Source organism: Mesotoga sp. B105.6.4 (assembly GCF_002896535.1).
Classification (GTDB): Bacteria; Thermotogota; Thermotogae; order Petrotogales; family Kosmotogaceae; genus Mesotoga.
In genome coordinates this window covers 57,335-76,830 of record NZ_JWIM01000008.1, presented here as the reverse complement: position 1 = coordinate 76,830, position 19,496 = coordinate 57,335, and the positions used below count along the sequence as shown (strand labels likewise).

Sequence of the window (19,496 nt, the reverse complement as noted above, 5' to 3'; positions counted from 1 at the left end):
CCCATATTTACCCTCGAGTTTATGACCTGAAATACTTCACAACAAAGAAGCTGTTCGTACTAGTATCATTTAGCAGAACAGCAAATTCCGTAATTCCATATACTATATAGGAGGGTGCAACTTGCTCGCCCACTCTTACTGTTATCTCCGTCTCACCCGTCTGTAGAACTGCGTAATCAACCTTGTTCAACCTGTAATAGGCAACATACCTGACATTCTCTGCCTCTTCGCCGACTTCTAGCATTGAACTTATGACCTCCGAAGGACTCGCATAGAGTGGGAGGAAATGATTCTCCATACTGAAGACGCTCACCACCCTAGAAGTATCAACGGGATCAATTCTTATTCTGCTTGCCGCAACATCAGCAATCTCTACCGGTTCGAAGAGCAATACCAAGAGTACACCACCCGTTACTAACAGAGTAATTGAGACCACTATTATCAAAACGATCTTCTCCATAAAATCAGCTCCGTCTAGAAGGTCCCTGTTACAGCAATGTCCATCCTCAACTCAAGCAAAAGATTGGACGGAATATTAGACTCCGGCAGAATCGGAAATCCAAGGTTTGATCTCAGATCAAGCTTTCTAACAAGAATTCTCGGTTCACTGACAATCATCTCAACAAGATCAAGAATATCTCTCGAACTACCTGAGACAATGATTCCTTTGTACTCTCCTTGAGAAGACCTTATCGGAATCCTCTCCTCTATCTCCTTAAGATAACTTCTTGTACTCATTGCGCCTATCGCTTCGTTTCGGACTCTTGAGAGCAACTGAACCTCAAGGTATGCACTTTCAAGACCGTTCACCTCTTCGACCAGCAGAGATGTATTCTCGAAAGTGTTGTAGGAGTAAAGTACCACCAGGAACAAAAAACCTACGATTGTCAAAGCGATCAACGACCAGAAGGCAATCTTCGAGTTTATTCCCTTTCTGTCAAGAATACCAAGTCTTCTCTTCAGCTTATTTGCATAGTCTCTGTGAATGAAAAAGCCATCGTTGCTCTCAAAAGATCCCGAGTCGACAAAGGCATTAATTTCTTCGATGTTAAACTCGTCTCTCTCATTCATCGAAGTCACCCACCTTAAGGTCGACAAGTTGAAGAGAGTAAAGCTCTGCGAAGTCCAAATTACCCCTCACGCTTGGCCTGGCAAGAAGGGTTGGTGTAGTAAGCGGTGACGGGAAATAGGTATTATCACCTTCAAATATTAGATAGTAGAAGGAGTTACCAACACCATTTTCAAACGAAATTCTCGAAGCAATCGTCTTCAGAGCGTTCTCGTCTTCGAGATAAGCTTCCATTGTTCTGAAGACATCCATCTCTAGCGACTTCGAGCTTACATGAGCGCGAAGATCGCTAACCTGTCTACTAAGTCTATTACGGATTGCAATGTACTCCTGCTTCTTGTCGAACATCATGTCAATGTCTGCAATCAGATTCCCTGTAAGGTATGTTCCAGTATTATCAAACAGATAGCCTTTCATTCTAGAAACCTGTCTAAATCTTATATCAAAGGCTTGGGTCACAAAAAAACGAGACCCCATAATCAGAACGACAATTATCAGCAGGACTATTAGAGAATACTTAAGCCTTGATACCCGTTTCTTCCTTGAATGTAAGTTTACGTCGACCAAGTATCTCACCACCTCTCATGAGTAGTCCCACCGAAGTATATGTTATCCCAGTCGTTTCCTTAATCCTAAGAGGCATGCTGACCACCTCTGTCTCGTCTCCAAGAATTCTCTGAAATGCCCTTGAGTAAACGGCTGTAGAAAGACTCGAGGGCCCCACTACAAAGAACCTTGTGAAGAGAGACTCGTCGGCCGCAGAAGTATTCGGAGAGTTCGACAGAGTGTTCGTAAGATACATCCTAAGCTGATAGGAGATTAGCCCTTCAAGTCTCTCGGAAGCCTCTTCTATCAATGAATCGTAATATGCCTTGGAGCCGACAAGGAACTCTCTCTGGATATCTGTTTTAGGAGAAAGAGAGTTGTCCTCACTGAAACCACTTGCCACCTCGTCAAAACCATCGCTTATGTAGTTCAGCCCAACAATCTCTTCTCCTCTCAGTGTAAGGAGAATCGAATAATTCTTATCCACCACAAAGACGATGTTGTTTCCCTCGAAGACACTGGTATGAGCGGTCTTGAAGATGGAGAAAGGCTTAACATCTACTATATTCGGCTCGGGGAAGTTCTCGCCCGTGAGTCTTCCAACGAATTCAAAAACAGCCTTCCTCTTGGTGATAATAAAGGCAGGAACCAACCCCGTCTTCAGGGAAGCAATTGAGTTGAGACAGGCAACGTTTACTTCGTCTGGCGGCAAAGAAAACTGAGAGGCGGCCTTGAAACTGGCAACGCTAAGCAGGTTCTTCATCGACTTGACCCTCGGAACCTCTAGATGCTGAAACACAACATCCTTTGGGTGGAAGGCCGTCACAAATATTTCATCCACGGGAAGAGTATTATTCTCGCCAAACACCCTGGCCGCTTCGGCAAGCGAGTTCTCACCGATCCTAAGGACAGAAAAGACCGGTATTAAGCTCCTACCCTCGACCACTGCTCTTACGATCTCAGTGTAACCCTCATCGGAATTAACGGCAGTAATCATACTTTGAAACATATTTACCCCCAAGTCTCAATAAGTGACCTTCCCCGTAACCGGCTGGATAGTCAATACACTGCCATCAGCAAAATTCAGCGTTGTCGAACCGTTAAGAATTACTATAGACCCATCACCGTTGAATCTTATTCTGAAACCTTCGGGATTCTCCCACAAGCAATCCTCAAAAATATCACCCGTTGTCGAAGACAACCTTCTAGTTCTGAAATCATAGAAGAGCTCGACTGGTCTTGAACGAACAATTGCCTCAAGTCGTTGGCTTTCAATGAAAGAATCGAAAGCTGTTTTGCTGAGGCCAATCTTTAGCTTAACTATGATTTCAGACGAAACCAGTACGACGCCGCTGATACACAGAGAGACCAGGACCAGACAGCACAACAACTCGGTCAAACTCATCCAATACTTTGCTCCATAGCAAAGACTGCACCGTATATCGTTATTGCCAGGAAACCAATGAACCCACCAATAAATAATATCATTATTGGTTCCACAAGCGAAACAAGTTTCTTGAGTGCGTTCTGAACTTGCATATGATAGAAATCCGCAACTTTTAACATCACTTCATCAAGCTTGCCGGTCTCTTCACCAACAGCAACCATACTAACGACAATGGGCGGAAAGACCTTCTGGCGCTCCAAAGCAGCATTGATGCTTTCCCCACCCTTTATTCCTATTATTGCATTGCCCACTGCTTTCACAACTCTTGGACTCTGAGAGACTTCTCCGGCCAGTTCCAAAACGGTTGGCAGATCGACTCCACTGGCAACTAGGACAGCAGTCGTCCGAGTGAACCTCTCCATTGCCGTCATGTTTCTCAAATTCCTAATCGGAGGGATCAACTTACCAATGTTTTCCTTGACAACGTTTCCATATCTGCTCTTGAAGAAAAAGTAGCCTCCGATCAACAATCCGACAAGCATGACAAGCAACAGAGGCCAGTGATTCTCAAGAATGCTGTTCATACTCAGGAGAATTGCCATCGCTCCTTCTGGCTGAAAGTTTCCACCAAAAGCGCCGATCAGGTTCGGCAAAATGAAGAACGAGATCATCCCAACTATTCCAACTGCAAAGACCATCATGAAGAGAGGGTATGACATAGCTGACTTCACTTGATTCTGCAGCTCGACCATCCCTTCGTAGAAGTCGGCAACCCGTTCTAGTGACTCGTCTAGCACTCCACCCGCTTCTCCGGCCTTAACCAGATTGGTGAAGAGGGGCTCGAATACACCCGTCTTTTCGAGAGACTCGCTGAAGCTCATTCCACCTTCTATATCCAGGACCACCCGAGTCACAATCTTTCTGAATCTTCTTGAAAAGAAAACCTGAGTTGAAAGAACCTGAAGAGCGTCTCTTATTCTCACACCTGAGGAAACCATGGTTGCCAATTGCCTTGAGAAGATGCTGACTTCCTTTTGCGAGGCAGGGAACATTGAAGCTCTTGTGGAAGCATGTGAAGCGGACTGCTTGATTGAACTTACGATATACCCTCTGCTTGAAAGGATCTGAAGCGCCTCTAGTTTGGAGTTCGCAGCAAGCTTGCCTTTTTCTGATTTTCCCTTGGTGTTGATGACTTCATAGCGGAAATCGGGCATCTTTCACTCCACCCTCCTTAAGAGACAGACTGCGTAGGCCTTAGCAAAACCGGGACTGCTGCCGTTCCCCGATTTCGGTTTGATGTTCACTAGCTCGCTCTCTATCCCAAGAGCACTGGCAACATTGTCTATCATTGACTGGACAAAACCGGCCAGCCTTATTTCTTCGATAACGACCACAGAATCAACGTTGGTCACTTCCCAGCTGCCTTTGATCAAGTCTGCCGTTTCCTTGAGAAACTCAATACTCCTGCGATCTTTGTTAGAGCTGTTTTCCGGATACCTGAGGCCGATGTTTCCAAGAGAGCAAGCCCCAAGAATCGCATCTACTATCGCATGACTCAAAACGTCACCATCTGAGTGACCGGAAAGGTACAGTGAATCAGATACTTTCAAGCCACCCAGAAACAAACCTTTGCTTCCGGCGACAATAGGATGAACGTCATGACCTATTCCAACCCTTGTGTTCATATCAGCCTAATAGGCATAATAATATAGGTATACCCCTGAATATCCACAGGATTCATCTGAAGGGGACTATTCGAATCTACGAAATTCAGTTCTACCATTTCGGAATCAACCTTCTTCACTGCCTCTGACAGAAATCTAGGGTTGAAAGCGATAATTATGTTGTCACCCTCTTTGCTCGTCTTAATAACCTCGATCGATTCTCCGTGATCTGGACTACGAGCAATTATCTTGAACTCCTCATCGTTTATCTCAAACTTAACGGAATCAGATCCCAGTCTTGCAGCGATTGAAGCTCTTCTAACCGCATCGGAAAAAGTAACTGCGGGAAGAACAACCCTAGCTTTAAATGACTTTGGGAGAACTTTCTTGTAGTCTGGAAACTCCGCATCGACGACTTTGGTAACTATTTCGGTACCGTCAAAGAAAAACTGGACACGAGAACCGTCGTAAACTACTCTCATGACGTCGGACATCGCAGCCTTCAGACTATTCTGAAGATCTCTCATGCTCTTCAACGTCAGCAAAAAATGATCTTCGATACTGAGGTCTATCCTCTCTTCAGAGAGGGCCATCCTGAACCCATCTGCGGCAACTAGGCGAACATAACCATCGTCGAATTCCCAGTATACACTGTTCAGATTTCTCATGAACTCATCTCTGGCAGCGCAAAATATCACCCTGTCTATCATCAACTCAACCGATGAGACCGATACAGTGAAGTCAAGCCCCCCCGCTGCAGCCTCTATATCAGGAAAATCCCCTGGATCCATAGTAGGAAGAGTGAATCGGGCACTTCCCAAACGAATAACCACATTAGTCTCTTCGGTCTCAAATATTACTTCTCCTTCCGGGAGATTCCTTACTATCTCTAGAACCAGACGGGCATCGATAACGAAATCACAACTTCCATCAATGTACTTGGGCTTCAGCTCGGTGGTAATAGCTGTTTCGAGATCAGTTGCCACAAGCTTGATGGTTGACTCATCCTTCATCGAGAAATATATGCCTGAAAGAATCGGTTTTACGCTCTTTGACGCTACTGCACCGGAAACCGACTCCAATCTAGTGAGGATTTCGGAACGAGCTACGACGAATTTCATCATACACCTCCACACTTGATGAGCTTTTCATAGATTATAACATCTATGTGGCATAATCATTATGATAAGCAGCAATGGCAGATTGTTATCCACTGGAGAGCGAGAGCGTTGAACATAAGACATATTCATTCGTGGAGCATGGAACCAAATCAAGCGATAGCTTTGCAAAACAAGCTCGCCAATCAGCTCGTCTTGCACACTCGGATCGCGAAACCACGCCTGATAGCCGGAGTAGATGTCTCTTTTCCATCAAGAGCTACTGCCCTAGCAGTTGTAGTAGTAATGGAATTCAGCACTTTACAAGTTGTCGATTGCTTCCATGCAATCGGAAAGGTTGATACACCTTACATTCCCGGACTTCTTTCCTTCAGAGAAGGCCCCACAATTCTCAACGCTCTATCAAAATCTTCTGAAGTCGATTTGCTTTTCTTCGACGGCCATGGAATCGCCCACCCAAGGGGGATTGGTATAGCCTCCCATATTGGTCTCTTCCTAGAAACACCAACCATAGGAGTAGCCAAGAGACTTCTTTTCGGGCGGCTACATAGCACCCCTGTGGACAAGGGAAAGAAAAGCCCAATAACCGCCCCGGATGGTAGGCTGCTAGGGTACGCGTTATGTACTAGACAAGGAGTGAAACCGGTATATGTCTCTCCAGGCAATCGGATAACTCCGGAACTCTCTGTTGAAATGGTTTTGAAGACTACCGACAAGTACAGAATTCCCGAACCAACCAGACAGGCTCACATAATGACGCAGAAGCTTAAGGATCAACTTAGCCTGTAGAAAACTATCGATGCCGCGCCGGTTATACCCGCGTTTTCTACCAGCCTGCTGAGTGTAATACTATAAGTTCCAATGAATGAAGGCATGACAAAAGCAGGCATCTTTCTCAGAATACCGTCAATAAGCAGATCTCCCGCTTTACTTATCCCGCCCCCGATAACGATATGCTCAGGATTGAAGACATGGATGAAATTGCCAATTGCGATTGCCATAGCCTTTGTCACTCTCTCCACTATCATTGTGGCTGCTAGGTCTCCCCCTCGCGCTGAATCGAAAACGACCTTGGCAGTTATTTCCGGTGCGGAAAACATTGAGGATTTGGGAAACCGCTTTGAATACTCTCTGGCCATTTTGACAATGGCGGTGGCAGATGCAAGAGACTCCAAACATCCATGAGAACCACATCCACATAGAGGACCCTCGGGTTCCACAATTGTATGTCCGAGCTCTCCACCATAACCGCTGCTACCCGTCATCAGTATTCCATGGGTAATCACGCCTCCTCCAACCCCCGTGCCAAGGGTAAGTCCTATCATGTGCTGGCTTCCTTTGAACTCCCCAAAGGCCCATTCTCCAAGAATAAATGAGTTTGCATCATTCTCCACGAACGTCTGGACTCCGGTTATCTTTTCCAGCATCGATGCAAGTCCGAATCCTGACCAATCGGGGAGATTCGGCGAGAATAGCACGGTACCTGTGTCATGATCTATCGAGCCGGGCGAACCGACCCCAATACCAAGTATTTCGGAGGAACTAACAGTTGATTCGAGAAGAAGCTCCTTTATCGCTTCCCCAATTCTTGTAACAACGGTGATCCTACCATCGAAGACTCTAGTGGGAATCATCTTTTTCTCAATAATCCGGCCGTCTTCTTCAACTATTGCAATCTTTGTTTCGGTACCGCCAAGATCAATACCTATAACGTACTTAGCCATTTGCATCTCCAGTCTAATACGACTTTTTCTCCATCTCTATCAAGTCCAAGAACTCCTCATTTGTGGCGGTTCCACGTAGTTTTTCCATGATTAGTCTCAGGCCCTCTTCCTCTGACATTGATGAAAGCATTCTCCTAAGAACCCAAACCTTCCTAAGAATATCGGAAGGAAGAAGAAGCTCTTCTCTCCTTGTTCCTGAGAGGGTTAGGTTGATCGAAGGAAACATTCTCTTATTGGCAAGCTGCCTCGACAGGATCAATTCCATGTTTCCAGTACCTTTGAATTCCTCAAATATGACCTCATCCATCTTGCTCCCGGTTTCGACAAGAGCAGTAGCGATTATCGTAAGGCTTCCACCCTCTTCAATGTTACGGGCTGCTCCGAAGAAGTACTTGGGTTTGTACAAGGCAGAAGGATCCACGCCACCGGAAAGTAGTTTTCCGCTAGGCGGAACATACAAATTGTAAGCCCTTGCAAGCCTGGTTATACTGTCAAGGAGGATAACAACATCGTAATTGAATTCCACTAATCTCTTGGCCATCTCGATTGTCATCTCAGCGACTCGTATCTGCTTCTCTGGATGCATGTCAAACGGAGCCGCAATCACGTGTGCATTTGTGCTTCTTCTGAGATCGGTGACTTCTTCAGGTCTCTCATCAATAAGTAAGATAATCCTAACCGTATCGGGATGATTTTCAGCAATGCCATTCGCCAGTTCCTTCAGAAGTATCGTCTTACCCGCCTTAGGAGGCGAGACAATTAGCCCTCTCTGTCCTTTTCCTATTGGTGAGAAAAGGTCAACCATTCTTGTACTCATTATATGGGGATCTGTTTCCGTAATAAGCATGTCTTCGGGATGGATAGGAGTAAGATTCTGAAAGGTTATTCGTTCAGCAGCGAAGTTGATTGCTTTGTGGTTAATGGCTTCAATCCTCAGAAGAGCGAAGTACTTCTCCCCCTCCTTTGGCGGCCTGACCTGACCTGCAACTGTATCCCCGCTGGTAAGGTTGAATCTCCTTATCTGTGACTGACTAACGTAAATATCGTTGGAACTCGGCAGGAGATTATTGTCCAGAGTTCTTAAGAAGCCATATCCTCCATCAGTTATCTCCAGAACTCCTTGATCAAAGAAGTAGCCGTAGGATTCGGTTTGAGCCTTTAGAACAGCGAAGATCAAATCCTTCTTTGCCATCTGCGTATAGCCTTGTACGTCATACTTTCTGGCAAGTTTATATACCTCCCTGATAGGCATAGCCTGAAGCTGGGAAATATCGATTTCTACTTCCCTGATGTTATCCTTGTCTTTGTCTTTATCTTTGTCCTTTTCTCTTTCCTTCCTTGGGATCTCTTTGACATCGCTCGGGATGCTTTCCTTTCCAGTCTCCTTGGTCACTGAATTCTCTGCTTTTGAGTCATTGGGGTCTTCTTTACGTAGAATTTCAACTCCATCTTTTTCCTCAGCAATCTTTCTAGAAGCGGTCTTCACGGGCTCATGACTCTCTTCGGTTTTTTTCGATTCAGTCTTCTTTCTAATCGTTCTCTTTCTTGTTGCCTTTTTTTCAGCAACCACTTTTTCCTCAAGTTCACCAGGTGTTTCTTCTGTTTTCTTTTTTCTTGGGCTCAAATTTGACGGTACATTCTATCAACCACTGGAAGAATGTACCTACCCTCCTTCCGTGTTCTTGAAATTGATAAGATTATGAAGCTAATCGTACTTGTAAGAAAGCATAGGAGACCTGTCTCCGGCGAGGTACCAATTCTTTCAGGAATAATATACCACTTACGAAGCAAAATTCAAAGCTTATTGACCTTGTTGTTTCTCATAGCGCTTCCAGTCTTCGGTGAACCTCTCTATCCCAATATCTGTAAGCGGATGATTGAATAGTCTGAGAAGCACATCAAAGGGTATTGTCACAATATCCGCACCCATCAAAGCGGCCTCTAGTACATGCATAGGATGCCTCACGCTTGCAACGATGATCTCAGTACAATAGCCATAGTTCGCAAAAATGTCAACGATCTCCTCAACTATTCCCATCCCTTTACTAGCAATATCGTCCAGCCTTCCAACAAATGGGCTTACGTATGTAGCACCTGCCTTCGCAGCTAGAGTAGCCTGAAGCGAATTGAATATAAGCGTTACATTTGTCCTAATCCCTTCACCACTAAGGATTTTCACAGCTCGCATCCCGTCTTTTGTCATTGGGATTTTAACAACAACATACTCGCTAAGAGAAGCCAACTCTCGCGCTTGTGATACCATATTCTCAAAATCCGTTGCCGTAACCTCGGCTGACACAGGACCCCTAACGGTTTCGCAGATTTCCACAACACGTTGTTCGAACTTCACGCTTTCTCTGGAGACAAGCGTTGGATTAGTCGTGACTCCATCAACCAGTCCAAGCTTCATACCCTCTCGAATCTCGTCAATGTTAGCTGTATCAAGGAATATCTTCACTTTCGTACCTCCGAAGAATGGCTACCTTTCGGTAGCCATCATTTTTTGTCCTGTTTCTTTTCAGTCTTCTTCTCGGGCTTCTTTTCCTGTCTTTCTTCGTTGTCAATGAGTTGGAGGACGGCCATCTCACTAGCGTCTCCTCTTCGCATACCCAGTTTCACAATCCTTGTGTATCCGCCGTTCCTTTCGAGATACTTGACAGCTATCTCATCACATATCTTCTTAACTAGCTTCCTGTCATTGAAATTTCTGTTGATTTCGCGGCGCAAAGCAAGATTTCTAGACTTGAGCTCCTGCGATTCGCTACTCTCGGAATCCTTAGCGGCGATTTCCGCCGACAGTATTGTAGCCTTCTTTGCTTTTGTAATTATGCTTTCTACGAACGGCCTTACCTCTTTAGCCCTAGTTACCGTCGTTACTATTGTCCCGTGTTCAAACAGCTCCCTAGCCAGGTTTCGCATCAGAGCAACTCTCTGGCTATGGGGCATATTCAGTTTGCTTCCACTAACTCTATGACGCATCTCTTATAGGCCTCCTCACAATCATTCTTTCTTGAGCACGATGTTGAACTTTTCTCTCAGTTTCTTAACGACTTCAAGCATTGACTTCTCACCGAAATTTCTGATCTTCAGAAGATCGGCCTCACTCTTGTCAAGAAGATCGCCAATTCTGTTTATCTTATCTCGTTTAAGGCAGTTAAGAGATCTCACTGAAAGATCAAGTTCTTCGACCTTCTTCGCAGCGACGGAGTTTGAGTCTTGTTCATCCGCCTGAGAAACTTCTGAACTCATCTCACTCTCTTCGGTGATTGTCTCTTCTTCCTCTGGCTCGATGGTTGATCCGGTTAGTCCTTGGGTCGGTTGACCAAGCCCGCTTGAAACAACCTCAAAATGCCTTATAAGGATATCAGTTGCTCTCATCAAAGCATCAGAAGGAGTTATCGATTTCTTCGTCCAGACGTCGAGAACGAGTTTATCATAGTCGGTCCTCTTTCCTACACGAACGTTCTCTGTCTGGAAGTTGACTTTCAATACCGGACTAAAGATTCCATCAATGTATATCATTTCTACGTCGTGCTCGATCTCCATCTCTGAAACAGGGACAAATCCTCTTCCTATCTCTGCGAAAAGCTCAATATAGACAACCGAATCCGTGTTGAGAGTAGCCACATATTGCGATGGGTTTACCACTTCAACACCGGTGGGAGTCTTTATATCCCCTGCAGTGATAACCCCAGGTCCTACCTTTTCAAGAGTTAGTTTTACTGCGTCAGAGAACTCTAGAGCAGGTTTCAGCTGGACTTTCTTGAAATTGAGGATGATTTCAAGGATGTCCTCTTTAACTCCGTCGATAACATCGTATTCGTGATACTTCCCAGGTATTTTAAGCTTTGTGATCGCCATACTAGGTATCGATGAGAGTAGAACCCTCCTTAGCGAGTTCCCAATAGTAGTGGCGTATCCTCTTTCCATTGGAGAAAGGATGAACCTTGTGAAATAGCTGTTCTGATCCTCTCGTTCTTCTTCAATTCGCAAGTTCTTGGGCATTATTGATGTCAACATTATTTCGCCCAGAATTCGGGCACACACCTCCTTCCAAGAAGGTAAGAATCGGATTTACTTGGAGTAGAGCTCGATAATCGACTGCAGATCAACTGGAATCTCTACTTCTTCGGTTACAGGGTATCTCAGGTAGGTCCCTCTGAATGTCTCGTAATCTACCTCAACCCACGGATAGGCTGTTCTTTCTTTCGATGCTTCTACCGCTTCTTTGATCGGTACGACCGCTCTGCTCTTCTCTCTGATCTCCACGATATCACCGACTCTAAGGTTAAAGGAGGGTTTATTGACCCTTCTACCATTGACTAGGACATGTCCATGGTTAACCAGCTGTCTTGCCTGTCTCCTGCTGGATGCAAATCCCATCCTGAAGACCATGTTATCTAGTCTTGATTCAAGGATCTTAACCAGAGCGCTTCCTGTCTCTTCACTCTTTCTCAAAGCCGCTTCGAAATATCTTCTGAACTGTCTCTCAAGGACTCCATAAATCCTCTTGACTACCTGTTTCGATCTTAATTGCATTCCGTATTGAGTAAGCTTTCTTGTCGAGGCTCCGTGCTGTCCAGGTGCTACAGGTCTCTTGACTTGAGCACATCTTGGTGAAAAACACCTTTCACCTTTTAGATAAAGCTTGAACCCTTCGCGACGACAAAGCTTACACACTGGTCCTGTATATCTGGCCATTCAACTCCCTCCTAAATCAGACTCTTCTTCTTCTTCTTGGCCTGCAACCGTTATGAGGCAGTGGCGTGATATCCTTAAGCGTCTCAACAGTGAGACCTGCCGCTTGAATAGTTCTGATTGCAGCTTCTCGTCCCGAACCTGGGCCTTTAACTTCTATTCCTACTCTTGTGATTCCCAACTTAATAGCTTCTTTGGCTATCCTGTCTGCGCCAAGTTGGGCAGCATATGGTGTGGATTTTTTCGAACCGGAGTATCCGGCAGTTCCGCCTGAAGTCCACATAAGGGTATTACCCTCGGGATCCGTCAGGGTGATTATTGTGTTGTTGAAAGAGGACTTTATATGTATTACCCCTCTATCAGTAGTTAGCTTTTTTCTCTTCTTGGCTGCTGGTCTCTTTGCCATTCGCTTTTACCTCCCGTCTTAGCTCTTCTTCCGAATCTTACTGGCTCTAGAACCCTTCCTTGTTCTTCCGTTGGAATGTGTCTTTTGACCGCGAACAGGAAGTCCGTTTCTGTGCCTGTAACCTCTATAACTTCCAATCTCGATTAGTCGCTTGATTGACCTGTCAACTTCGGTCCTTAGCTCACCCTCAACTTTGTAGTGCTCGTTGATGAATTTCGCAATTCTACTTACTTCCTCGTCTGTCAGGTCCTTTGCTCTTTTGTCACCGTTGATCTCAGTTCCAGTAAGAATCTCGTTTGCTCTTGTGTACCCTATACCGTAGATATAGGTCAGGGCAACGAACGTCTTCTTATTATTCGGAAGCTCAACACCAAGGATACGTGCCATCTATATCCCTCCTCAACCCTGACGCTGGTTGTGCTTTGGATTTTTCTCGCATACAACTCTTATTCTTCCATTACGTCTAATAACCTTGCAGTGTTCACATCTCTTCTTTACCGAAGCGCGGACTTTCAATTCGTTTCTCCTCCTTTGTCTATCCTTTTTCGATAAACAATTCTTCCTTTGGTCAGGTCATATATTGAAACCTCTACTACGACCTTATCGCCGGGGATCAACCTGATGAAGTTCTTGCGCATTTTCCCAGAGATGTGAGCAAGAACAGAGTGGCCGTTTTCCAGTTCGACCTTGAAGGTCGCGTTGGGCATCGATTCCACAACTATTCCATCCATCTTTATAATATCGCTCTTGTCCGACACCAGTGATCCTCCTCACAGTCTGGAAAGGATTTTTGGACCGTCTTCCATAATCGCTATGTCATGCTCAAAATGAGCTGCACGCGACCTGTCCTCAGTAACTACGGTCCATCCGTCTTCCAGGGTCTCTAAACTGTAGTGTCCGCTCGCAACCATGGGTTCGATCGCAAGGGTCATACCTGTTCTCAATAGCATTCCGCTTCCCTGTCTTCCATAATTGGGCACCTGAGGATCCTCATGAAGACTTACGCCCACTCCGTGGCCTACATAGTCTCTTATCACAGAAAAACCTGCGCTTTCCACGCAGCTCTGAACAGCGAAGCCTATGTCACCGAGCCTATTGCCGGCAACGGCCACTTCAATACCCTTGCAGAGCGCCTCTTCCGTCCGCTCCATGAGTAACCTGTCTTTCTCGCATAAATAACTTCCTACAACAAAAGACCTTGCGGCGTCTCCGATGAAGCCATCTTTGACTACTCCACAATCGACAGAGACGATATCGCCCTCAGAGAAGACTTTCGCTTTCAAGGGAAACCCGTGAATAACTTCTTCATTCACTGATACACAGAGAGTATAAGGGTATCCATTATAGCCCTTGAATGCGGGGATGCCACCTCTTCTATTGATCACATCTTCAGCTGCTCTTTCCATATCGTTCGCAGAAGCTCCTTCAACTGCGTAAGCTTCTACGACTGCCAACACCTCCGCAACGATCTTCGCAGCAAATTCGATTTTACATATTTCTTCTGGAGATTTCAACCTAACCATGTTTTGCCTTCTCCAGATGATCAACGATTTGGGCTGTGACACTATTGATTTCTCCTGAACCATCAACCTCTATTAGGTTTCCCTTTTCTTCTGAATAGTAGTTGACAACAGGCTCAGTCTTTTCCAAATAAACTCTATACCTTGCCCGCACAGTTTCAGGTTTGTCGTCATCACGCTGAACCAGCTTACTGCCGTCAATGTCACATCGACCTTCATTTCTTGGCTTCAGCGTCAGGAGATTGTAAACCTTACCACATTCGGAACAAACTCTCCTGCTTGAAATCCGGTTCACAACTTCCTCTTCAGTCGCATTTACTAGGAGTGAAACATCGATCTTCTTCTCGAGCAACATAAGCATTTCGTCAAGAGCTATTGCCTGTTCGACAGTTCTTGGAAAGCCATCAAGTATGAATCCGTACTTTGCGTCCTCTCTTGACAACCTCTCCCTAACCAGGTCGATCATCAGGTTATCGGGGACGAGAAGCCCTCTGTCCATTATCTCTTTGACCTTAAGTCCGAGGTCAGTGCCAGCAGCCACGGCTTCCCTCAACATATCGCCAGTGGATATGTGCGGAATATCGAATTTCTGGGCTAATCTCTTTGCCTGCGTCCCCTTTCCTGCGCCAGGAGGACCCATGAGAATCACATTCATACTTATCTCCTTCCTCGCAACTTGCCTTTCTTTACAAATCCCTCATAGTGTCTGACCATGAGATGCGTTTCCATCTGCTGAAGGATATCAATCGCAACACCCACAGCAATCAGCATTGAAGTTCCTCCAATAGCGAGGCCGCCAATGCTGAAAATCCCGCCTATAACTAACGGAAGCAACGCAATTACAACCAAAAAGACGGCTCCCATGAAGACAACTCTGTTCAGAACTCTCTGAATGTATTGTTGAGTAGAAAATCCGGGCCTGATTCCTGGGATGTATCCTCCGTAGTTACGTATATTATCCGAAACCTCCCTCACATCGAAAACCAAAGAGCTATAGAAGAACGTGAAGAAGAAAACCATTCCACCATACAGGAGAATGTATACGGGAGAAGTCTGGGCAAAAAGTGACTGAATTACATTCCTACCGCCACTTCCCTCAGGAAAGGCAGTAGCAATAAACTGAGGTAGCATCATTATTGCAGAACTGAATATTATCGGAATGACTCCACCTTGATTAACCTTAATGGGAATGTGGGTAGAAACTCCCCCATAGACCCTTCTGCCCGTAACTCTTCTGGCATACTGCACTTCAATCCTTCTCTCCCCCATCTGTACGTAAATAATGGCAACAACTGTGAAGACAGCTATCGCTAGTAAAATCGCCCACTGAACTGGCGACAACGCGACTACTACCTGCATTATAGAAGCAGGGTATCTGGCAACTATTCCTCCGAAGATAAGAACCGATATTCCGTTCCCGATTCCCTTCTCGGTAATTCTCTCACCGAGCCACAAAAGGAACATTGTACCACCTATAAGAGTGGAGGTGGACAGAAGAACAAACAGAATTCTATTAGGAATTGCCATTATTGCAGTGTTAGAAGAGAGGCCAAATGATATAAGGAATCCTTGAAGACTCGCAAGTCCGACCGTCAACATCCTCGTGTAGCGAGCGTATTTCTTCTTTCCCTCTTCACCTTCCTTGAGCATTTCCTTCAGACTCGGAACCACAGCAGTGAGAAGTTGAAGCATAATCTGCGCGTTTATGTATGGAGTAACACTCATCAGAAATATTGAAAACTGCTCGACTGCCCCACCTGTGAAAACATCAAAGAAGCCTATGAATCCTCCGGCCCCGCCTTCAGATAGAGCCCCAAAGTAAGTTGACCAGGCCTGGATATTAATACCGGGGATTGGTATATAAACCCCTAGTCTGAAGACAGCCAGTGCAAGGAATGTGAAGAGGATTCTGTCTCTGAGCTCAGGAATCTTGAACGCGTTCTTCAGGGCATTCCACATTGTCAGATCACCTCTGCCTTTCCACCAGCAGCTTCAATCTTCTCCTTGGCAGTAGCGCTAAATGCATTTGCCTTGACGACGAAAGACTTAGTCAATTCACCTCTCGCCAATATTTTCACTCCGTCTTTGAGATCTTTCAGTATCTTGTTCTTGACGAGTATCTCGGGCGAAATCTCGCTACCACTTTCAAATCTCTCTTCGAGAGTCGAGATATTTACAGTTGCATACGCTATAGAACCTCGGTTTTTGAACCCTTTTTTTGGTGTTCTTCTGAATAGGGGTGTCTGTCCGCCCTCGAAGCGTGCAGCCACCTTGCCTGTCGCTCTTCCCTGGCCTTTGTGGCCTCTGGTGGCGGTCTTTCCCATTCCCGAACCGGTACCGCGTCCTATTCTTTTCTCTCTTGTTCTCGAACCGGGCGTCGGACTTAGATCCTCAACTTTAAAAGCCATCTTCCTACCCCCTTCAGTCATCAAGTTCTTCAACAGCAAGAAGATGTCGCACTGCATTCACCATGCCTCTAATCTGCGGAGAATCAGGCTGAACCACTTCACTGTCCAGCTTTCCAAGACCAAGTGCCTTAACCGTCTTCAGCTGTCTTCTGTTATAACCAATCGGACTCTTTATTAATCGAATTCTCAAACTCTTTGCCATTACTGACCTTCCTCCTCGTTGACTCCGTGGAAAACCGCCTTCAGAGGTACGTCCCTTAGCTTTGCAAAATCCTGGGGAGATCTTAGGCTAACCAAACCATTCAGAGCAGCTCTAGCCATATTGAGCGTGTTCGATGATCCAAGGGACTTCGTTAGGATATTCTTGACCCCTGCCAGCTCAACGACCGCCCTAACAGGCGAGTTAGCAATAATTCCCGTTCCTGGACCGGCAGGCTTAAGCATTATCTTTGCAGAATCCTGTCTTCCAATTGTCTCATGTGGTACGGTTTCGTTTCTTACCGCAACTTCAGTAACATTCTTCTTAGCTTCTAGCACTGCCTTCCTGATTGCAGTGGGGACCTCCCTGGCACTACCAATTCCAAGACCGACCTTTCCATCTCGATTGCCCACAACTGCAACAACTCTAAAAGACAAGTTCTTGCCGCCGGCCACCACCTTCGTCACTCTACGTATTTCAATGATTCTTTCTTCAAATTCGTTGTCTTCAACCTGCTTTTCCACAGGGGCGTTTCTGGAAGCTCTGGGGCTTCTTCTTCCATCGCGTGAAGATTTCGAATTGCGATCATTCTTCATCTCTTCAGCCATCTTCTTCACCTCCTCAGAACTGTAGTCCACCTGCTCGAGCGCCCTCGGCAAGTGACTTGACTCTTCCATGGAACTTGAATCCTCCACGGTCGAAGACCACGCTGGTGATTCCCTTGTCTTTCGCCTTCTTTGCGAGGAGCTCCCCAACCTTTTTCGCAGCATCGACATTCCATGACTTCTCAACAGAACCTCTAATTTCCTTGTCTACCGTCGAGGCCGCAACAAGGGTTACTCCCTTAGAATCGTCTATTAGTTGAGCATATATGTGCTTCTCGCTTCTGAAGACTGCTAGTCTCGGTCTTTCCGATGTTCCGGAAACTGCAGACCTGACGCGAAGATGTCTCTTTCGCCTTTGTTCCTTTTTATCTTTATGTTTGAACACTCCAGCCGCCTCCTTGATTAGACCTTCTTACCGACTTTAGTTCTGATTGCTTCTCCCTTGTAACGTATTCCCTTTCCGGAATAAACGATCGGTATTCTCCATCGCTTGATGTTCGCAGCAACCTGGCCAACTAAGTACTTGTCAATTCCTTTGACAACTATAGCCTGCGGCGCTGGCACTTCAAACTCTATTCCAGCAGGAGGATCGACCTCAACCGGATGAGCGTAACCGAGATTCATTACAAGCTTCTTTCCTTGAAGCTGAGCTCTGTAACCTACTCCAACGATTTCGAGTTCCTTAACAAACCCTTGTGTAACACCCACAACCATGTTGTTTATTAGCGACCAAAAGGTCCCGGCATACTTGGCCAATCTCTTGTAATCGCTCTTTCTTATCACAACATCCTCATTTGACTTCACCCAGAGCTCTTTTTCGTCGGCTTCGATCTTCACAAGAGGAAGGAGTTCCTGTTTCAGCTCGCCTTTCGGTCCCTTCACAGTGATCAAGTTTCCTTCGATTTTGTATGATACACCAGCAGGGATTTTTATGGAATGTTTAAGTAGTCTAGACATCAGAATTCCCTCCCTACCATACGTAGCAGATGACTTCGCCGCCGACGCCTTGCGAACGGGCCTGCTTGTCTGTCATCACTCCGCTGGAAGTACTTATAATTGCTATTCCCATACCTGACTTTACCTTCGGAAGTTTGTCCTTGTTCACGTACATCCTTCTGCCAGGTTTGGAAATTCTCACGATTCCAGAGATGACGTTGATCTTGTGCCTTCTGTCTCCCTTGTACTTCAAGAAGACTTTCAAGACACCCTGTTTGCCATCCTCTATGTATTTATAATCGTCTATATAGCCTTCCGCCTTCAGAATATCAAGCAACTTCTTCTTCAGATTTGAAGCCGGTATATCCACGCTCTCCTTGAAGGCAGCGTTGGCATTTCTTATTCTAGTGAGCATGTCGGCTATGGGATCACTCCACATTACATTTCCCTCCTCACCAGCTTGCTTTCTTCACACCGGGGAGTTTTCCCTCGGAAGCCAGCTGTCTAAAGCACACTCTGCAAAGACCGAACTCTCTATACACTGCTCTAGGTCTGCCACAAAGATTGCATCTGTTATATTTCCTTACTTTGAACTTGGGTTCTCGTTTCCACTTTTCGATTAATGATTTCTTCGCCATGCACCTACCTCCTTAGACCATGACTCTCTTGAAAGGAAGTCCTAGAAGAGCAAGCAACCTTCTGGCCTCCTCGTCAGTCTTGGCCGTGGTAACAACTATTATGTCCATTCCCTGAACTCGTTTTATCTGATCAGGCACAATTTCGGGAAAGACTAGCTGTTCGGGAAGTCCCATTGCATAATTGCCTCTGCCGTCAAACGAGTCCGGATCAACGCCTCTGAAGTCCCTCAGCTTCGGAAGAACAATATTTATCAGCTTGTAAAGGAAGTTGTACATCCTTGGACCTCTGAGGGTAACCTTCAATCCCACCGGCATTCCATCACGAAGTTTAAAGTTGGCTATACTCTTCTTGGCTTTCGTCACCACTGGCTTCTGTCCCGCTATCGTCATCAATTCCTTACCATGGAGATCGAGAAGATCCGCATTTCTAGATCCCTCTCCAATACCCATGTTTACTACTATTTTGGAGACTCTTGGCACTTCCAGCCTGTTCTTATAACCAAATTCCTTAGTCATGGTAGGGACTACTTCATTTTCAAATCTATCTTTCAAAGGGACGTATTCGTATGCCATCAACA

Annotated in this window: 30 protein-coding genes; 1 reads left to right on the top strand and 29 read right to left on the bottom strand. The window is 45.7% G+C overall.

The window, feature by feature from the left end; genetic code table 11:
• Positions 1-19: 19 nt before the first annotated feature.
• The 8 genes from RJ60_RS03335 to dnaN all read right to left on the bottom strand — a co-directional run bounded on the left by RJ60_RS03335 (position 20) and on the right by dnaN (position 5,790).
• Entirely contained in the window at positions 20-460 is a 441-nt protein-coding gene (locus RJ60_RS03335) for an alpha/beta hydrolase (RefSeq protein ID WP_099828944.1), read from the bottom strand.
• A 14-nt stretch (positions 461-474) separates the two neighbouring features.
• Positions 475-1,071: a hypothetical protein gene (locus RJ60_RS03330; RefSeq protein ID WP_099828943.1), complete on the bottom strand. Its 597-nt coding sequence runs from the start codon at positions 1,069-1,071 to the stop codon at positions 475-477.
• Entirely contained in the window at positions 1,064-1,486 is a 423-nt protein-coding gene (locus RJ60_RS03325) for a hypothetical protein (RefSeq protein ID WP_243392222.1), read from the bottom strand. Before RJ60_RS03325 ends, RJ60_RS03330 begins: the two co-directional genes overlap by 8 nt.
• Before the next feature lie 100 nt (positions 1,487-1,586).
• Positions 1,587-2,624 (bottom strand): hypothetical protein, encoded by a 1,038-nt coding sequence (locus RJ60_RS03320; RefSeq protein WP_099828941.1) that lies wholly within the window; start codon positions 2,622-2,624, stop codon positions 1,587-1,589.
• A 15-nt stretch (positions 2,625-2,639) separates the two neighbouring features.
• Entirely contained in the window at positions 2,640-3,020 is a 381-nt protein-coding gene (locus RJ60_RS03315) for a hypothetical protein (RefSeq protein WP_099828940.1), read from the bottom strand.
• A complete protein-coding gene (locus RJ60_RS03310; RefSeq protein WP_099828939.1) occupies positions 3,017-4,216 on the bottom strand; it encodes a type II secretion system F family protein in 1,200 nt (399 codons plus the stop codon). Before RJ60_RS03310 ends, RJ60_RS03315 begins: the two co-directional genes overlap by 4 nt.
• 3 nt (positions 4,217-4,219) lie before the next feature.
• The gene (locus tag RJ60_RS03305; protein WP_099828938.1) at positions 4,220-4,687 is read right to left on the bottom strand and encodes a 2-C-methyl-D-erythritol 2,4-cyclodiphosphate synthase; all 468 of its coding nucleotides are present in this window, start codon (positions 4,685-4,687) and stop codon (positions 4,220-4,222) included.
• The gene (gene dnaN / locus RJ60_RS03300; RefSeq protein WP_258006164.1) at positions 4,684-5,790 is read right to left on the bottom strand and encodes a DNA polymerase III subunit beta; all 1,107 of its coding nucleotides are present in this window, start codon (positions 5,788-5,790) and stop codon (positions 4,684-4,686) included. Before dnaN ends, RJ60_RS03305 begins: the two co-directional genes overlap by 4 nt.
• Before the next feature lie 105 nt (positions 5,791-5,895).
• Here dnaN and RJ60_RS03295 point away from each other — a divergent pair, with 105 nt between their 5' ends.
• Positions 5,896-6,573 carry an endonuclease V gene (locus tag RJ60_RS03295; protein WP_099828936.1) on the top strand — a complete coding sequence of 226 codons (678 nt, stop codon included), beginning with the start codon at positions 5,896-5,898 and terminating at the stop codon, positions 6,571-6,573.
• On the opposite strand, the gene RJ60_RS03290 is transcribed toward RJ60_RS03295, so the two are convergent.
• The 21 genes from RJ60_RS03290 to rplE form a co-directional block, all read right to left on the bottom strand.
• On the bottom strand, positions 6,558-7,508 hold the full coding sequence (locus RJ60_RS03290; RefSeq protein ID WP_099828935.1) for an ROK family protein: 951 nt from the start codon (positions 7,506-7,508) through the stop codon (positions 6,558-6,560). The two genes, RJ60_RS03295 and RJ60_RS03290, sit on opposite strands and share 16 nt — an antisense overlap.
• Before the next feature lie 13 nt (positions 7,509-7,521).
• Positions 7,522-9,078: a transcription termination factor Rho gene (gene rho, locus RJ60_RS03285; protein ID WP_374704101.1), complete on the bottom strand. Its 1,557-nt coding sequence runs from the start codon at positions 9,076-9,078 to the stop codon at positions 7,522-7,524.
• A gap of 231 nt (positions 9,079-9,309) precedes the next feature.
• Entirely contained in the window at positions 9,310-9,966 is a 657-nt protein-coding gene (gene fsa, locus RJ60_RS03280) for a fructose-6-phosphate aldolase (protein ID WP_103133985.1), read from the bottom strand.
• Positions 9,967-10,004: 38 nt separating this feature from the next.
• The gene (gene rplQ / locus RJ60_RS03275) at positions 10,005-10,487 is read right to left on the bottom strand and encodes a 50S ribosomal protein L17 (RefSeq protein ID WP_099828932.1); all 483 of its coding nucleotides are present in this window, start codon (positions 10,485-10,487) and stop codon (positions 10,005-10,007) included.
• 21 nt (positions 10,488-10,508) lie between these two features.
• On the bottom strand, positions 10,509-11,528 hold the full coding sequence (locus RJ60_RS03270; RefSeq protein ID WP_180977908.1) for a DNA-directed RNA polymerase subunit alpha: 1,020 nt from the start codon (positions 11,526-11,528) through the stop codon (positions 10,509-10,511).
• A gap of 54 nt (positions 11,529-11,582) precedes the next feature.
• Positions 11,583-12,209 (bottom strand): 30S ribosomal protein S4, encoded by a 627-nt coding sequence (gene rpsD, locus RJ60_RS03265; protein WP_099828930.1) that lies wholly within the window; start codon positions 12,207-12,209, stop codon positions 11,583-11,585.
• Between the two features lie 16 nt (positions 12,210-12,225).
• A complete protein-coding gene (rpsK, locus tag RJ60_RS03260; RefSeq protein WP_099828929.1) occupies positions 12,226-12,612 on the bottom strand; it encodes a 30S ribosomal protein S11 in 387 nt (128 codons plus the stop codon).
• Positions 12,613-12,630: 18 nt separating this feature from the next.
• Positions 12,631-12,999 (bottom strand): 30S ribosomal protein S13, encoded by a 369-nt coding sequence (gene rpsM, locus RJ60_RS03255; RefSeq protein WP_099828928.1) that lies wholly within the window; start codon positions 12,997-12,999, stop codon positions 12,631-12,633.
• Positions 13,000-13,011: 12 nt separating this feature from the next.
• Positions 13,012-13,128, bottom strand: a complete 117-nt coding sequence (gene rpmJ / locus RJ60_RS03250) for a 50S ribosomal protein L36 (RefSeq protein ID WP_099828927.1) — start codon at positions 13,126-13,128, stop codon at positions 13,012-13,014.
• Positions 13,125-13,370 (bottom strand): translation initiation factor IF-1, encoded by a 246-nt coding sequence (gene infA / locus RJ60_RS03245; protein WP_099828926.1) that lies wholly within the window; start codon positions 13,368-13,370, stop codon positions 13,125-13,127. Before infA ends, rpmJ begins: the two co-directional genes overlap by 4 nt.
• Before the next feature lie 12 nt (positions 13,371-13,382).
• Positions 13,383-14,135 carry a type I methionyl aminopeptidase gene (map, locus tag RJ60_RS03240; protein ID WP_099828925.1) on the bottom strand — a complete coding sequence of 251 codons (753 nt, stop codon included), beginning with the start codon at positions 14,133-14,135 and terminating at the stop codon, positions 13,383-13,385.
• Positions 14,128-14,787, bottom strand: coding sequence for an adenylate kinase (locus RJ60_RS03235; protein WP_099828924.1), 660 nt, complete (start codon positions 14,785-14,787; stop codon positions 14,128-14,130). Before RJ60_RS03235 ends, map begins: the two co-directional genes overlap by 8 nt.
• Before the next feature lie 2 nt (positions 14,788-14,789).
• On the bottom strand, positions 14,790-16,091 hold the full coding sequence (gene secY, locus RJ60_RS03230) for a preprotein translocase subunit SecY (protein ID WP_099828923.1): 1,302 nt from the start codon (positions 16,089-16,091) through the stop codon (positions 14,790-14,792).
• 2 nt (positions 16,092-16,093) lie between these two features.
• Positions 16,094-16,540, bottom strand: a complete 447-nt coding sequence (gene rplO, locus RJ60_RS03225; RefSeq protein WP_099828922.1) for a 50S ribosomal protein L15 — start codon at positions 16,538-16,540, stop codon at positions 16,094-16,096.
• Between the two features lie 13 nt (positions 16,541-16,553).
• On the bottom strand, positions 16,554-16,742 hold the full coding sequence (gene rpmD / locus RJ60_RS03220; RefSeq protein WP_099828921.1) for a 50S ribosomal protein L30: 189 nt from the start codon (positions 16,740-16,742) through the stop codon (positions 16,554-16,556).
• Positions 16,742-17,347: a 30S ribosomal protein S5 gene (gene rpsE / locus RJ60_RS03215; RefSeq protein ID WP_099828920.1), complete on the bottom strand. Its 606-nt coding sequence runs from the start codon at positions 17,345-17,347 to the stop codon at positions 16,742-16,744. Before rpsE ends, rpmD begins: the two co-directional genes overlap by 1 nt.
• Before the next feature lie 13 nt (positions 17,348-17,360).
• Positions 17,361-17,729 carry a 50S ribosomal protein L18 gene (gene rplR, locus RJ60_RS03210; protein WP_099828919.1) on the bottom strand — a complete coding sequence of 123 codons (369 nt, stop codon included), beginning with the start codon at positions 17,727-17,729 and terminating at the stop codon, positions 17,361-17,363.
• 17 nt (positions 17,730-17,746) lie between these two features.
• Complete coding sequence (gene rplF, locus RJ60_RS03205; protein WP_099828918.1) at positions 17,747-18,301, bottom strand: 50S ribosomal protein L6; 555 nt, start codon at positions 18,299-18,301, stop codon at positions 17,747-17,749.
• Between the two features lie 13 nt (positions 18,302-18,314).
• Entirely contained in the window at positions 18,315-18,719 is a 405-nt protein-coding gene (rpsH, locus tag RJ60_RS03200; protein WP_099828917.1) for a 30S ribosomal protein S8, read from the bottom strand.
• Positions 18,720-18,732: 13 nt separating this feature from the next.
• On the bottom strand, positions 18,733-18,918 hold the full coding sequence (locus tag RJ60_RS03195) for a type Z 30S ribosomal protein S14 (protein ID WP_099772033.1): 186 nt from the start codon (positions 18,916-18,918) through the stop codon (positions 18,733-18,735).
• A 12-nt stretch (positions 18,919-18,930) separates the two neighbouring features.
• Entirely contained in the window at positions 18,931-19,491 is a 561-nt protein-coding gene (gene rplE, locus RJ60_RS03190; protein WP_099828916.1) for a 50S ribosomal protein L5, read from the bottom strand.
• Between the last annotated feature and the right edge of the window lie 5 nt (positions 19,492-19,496).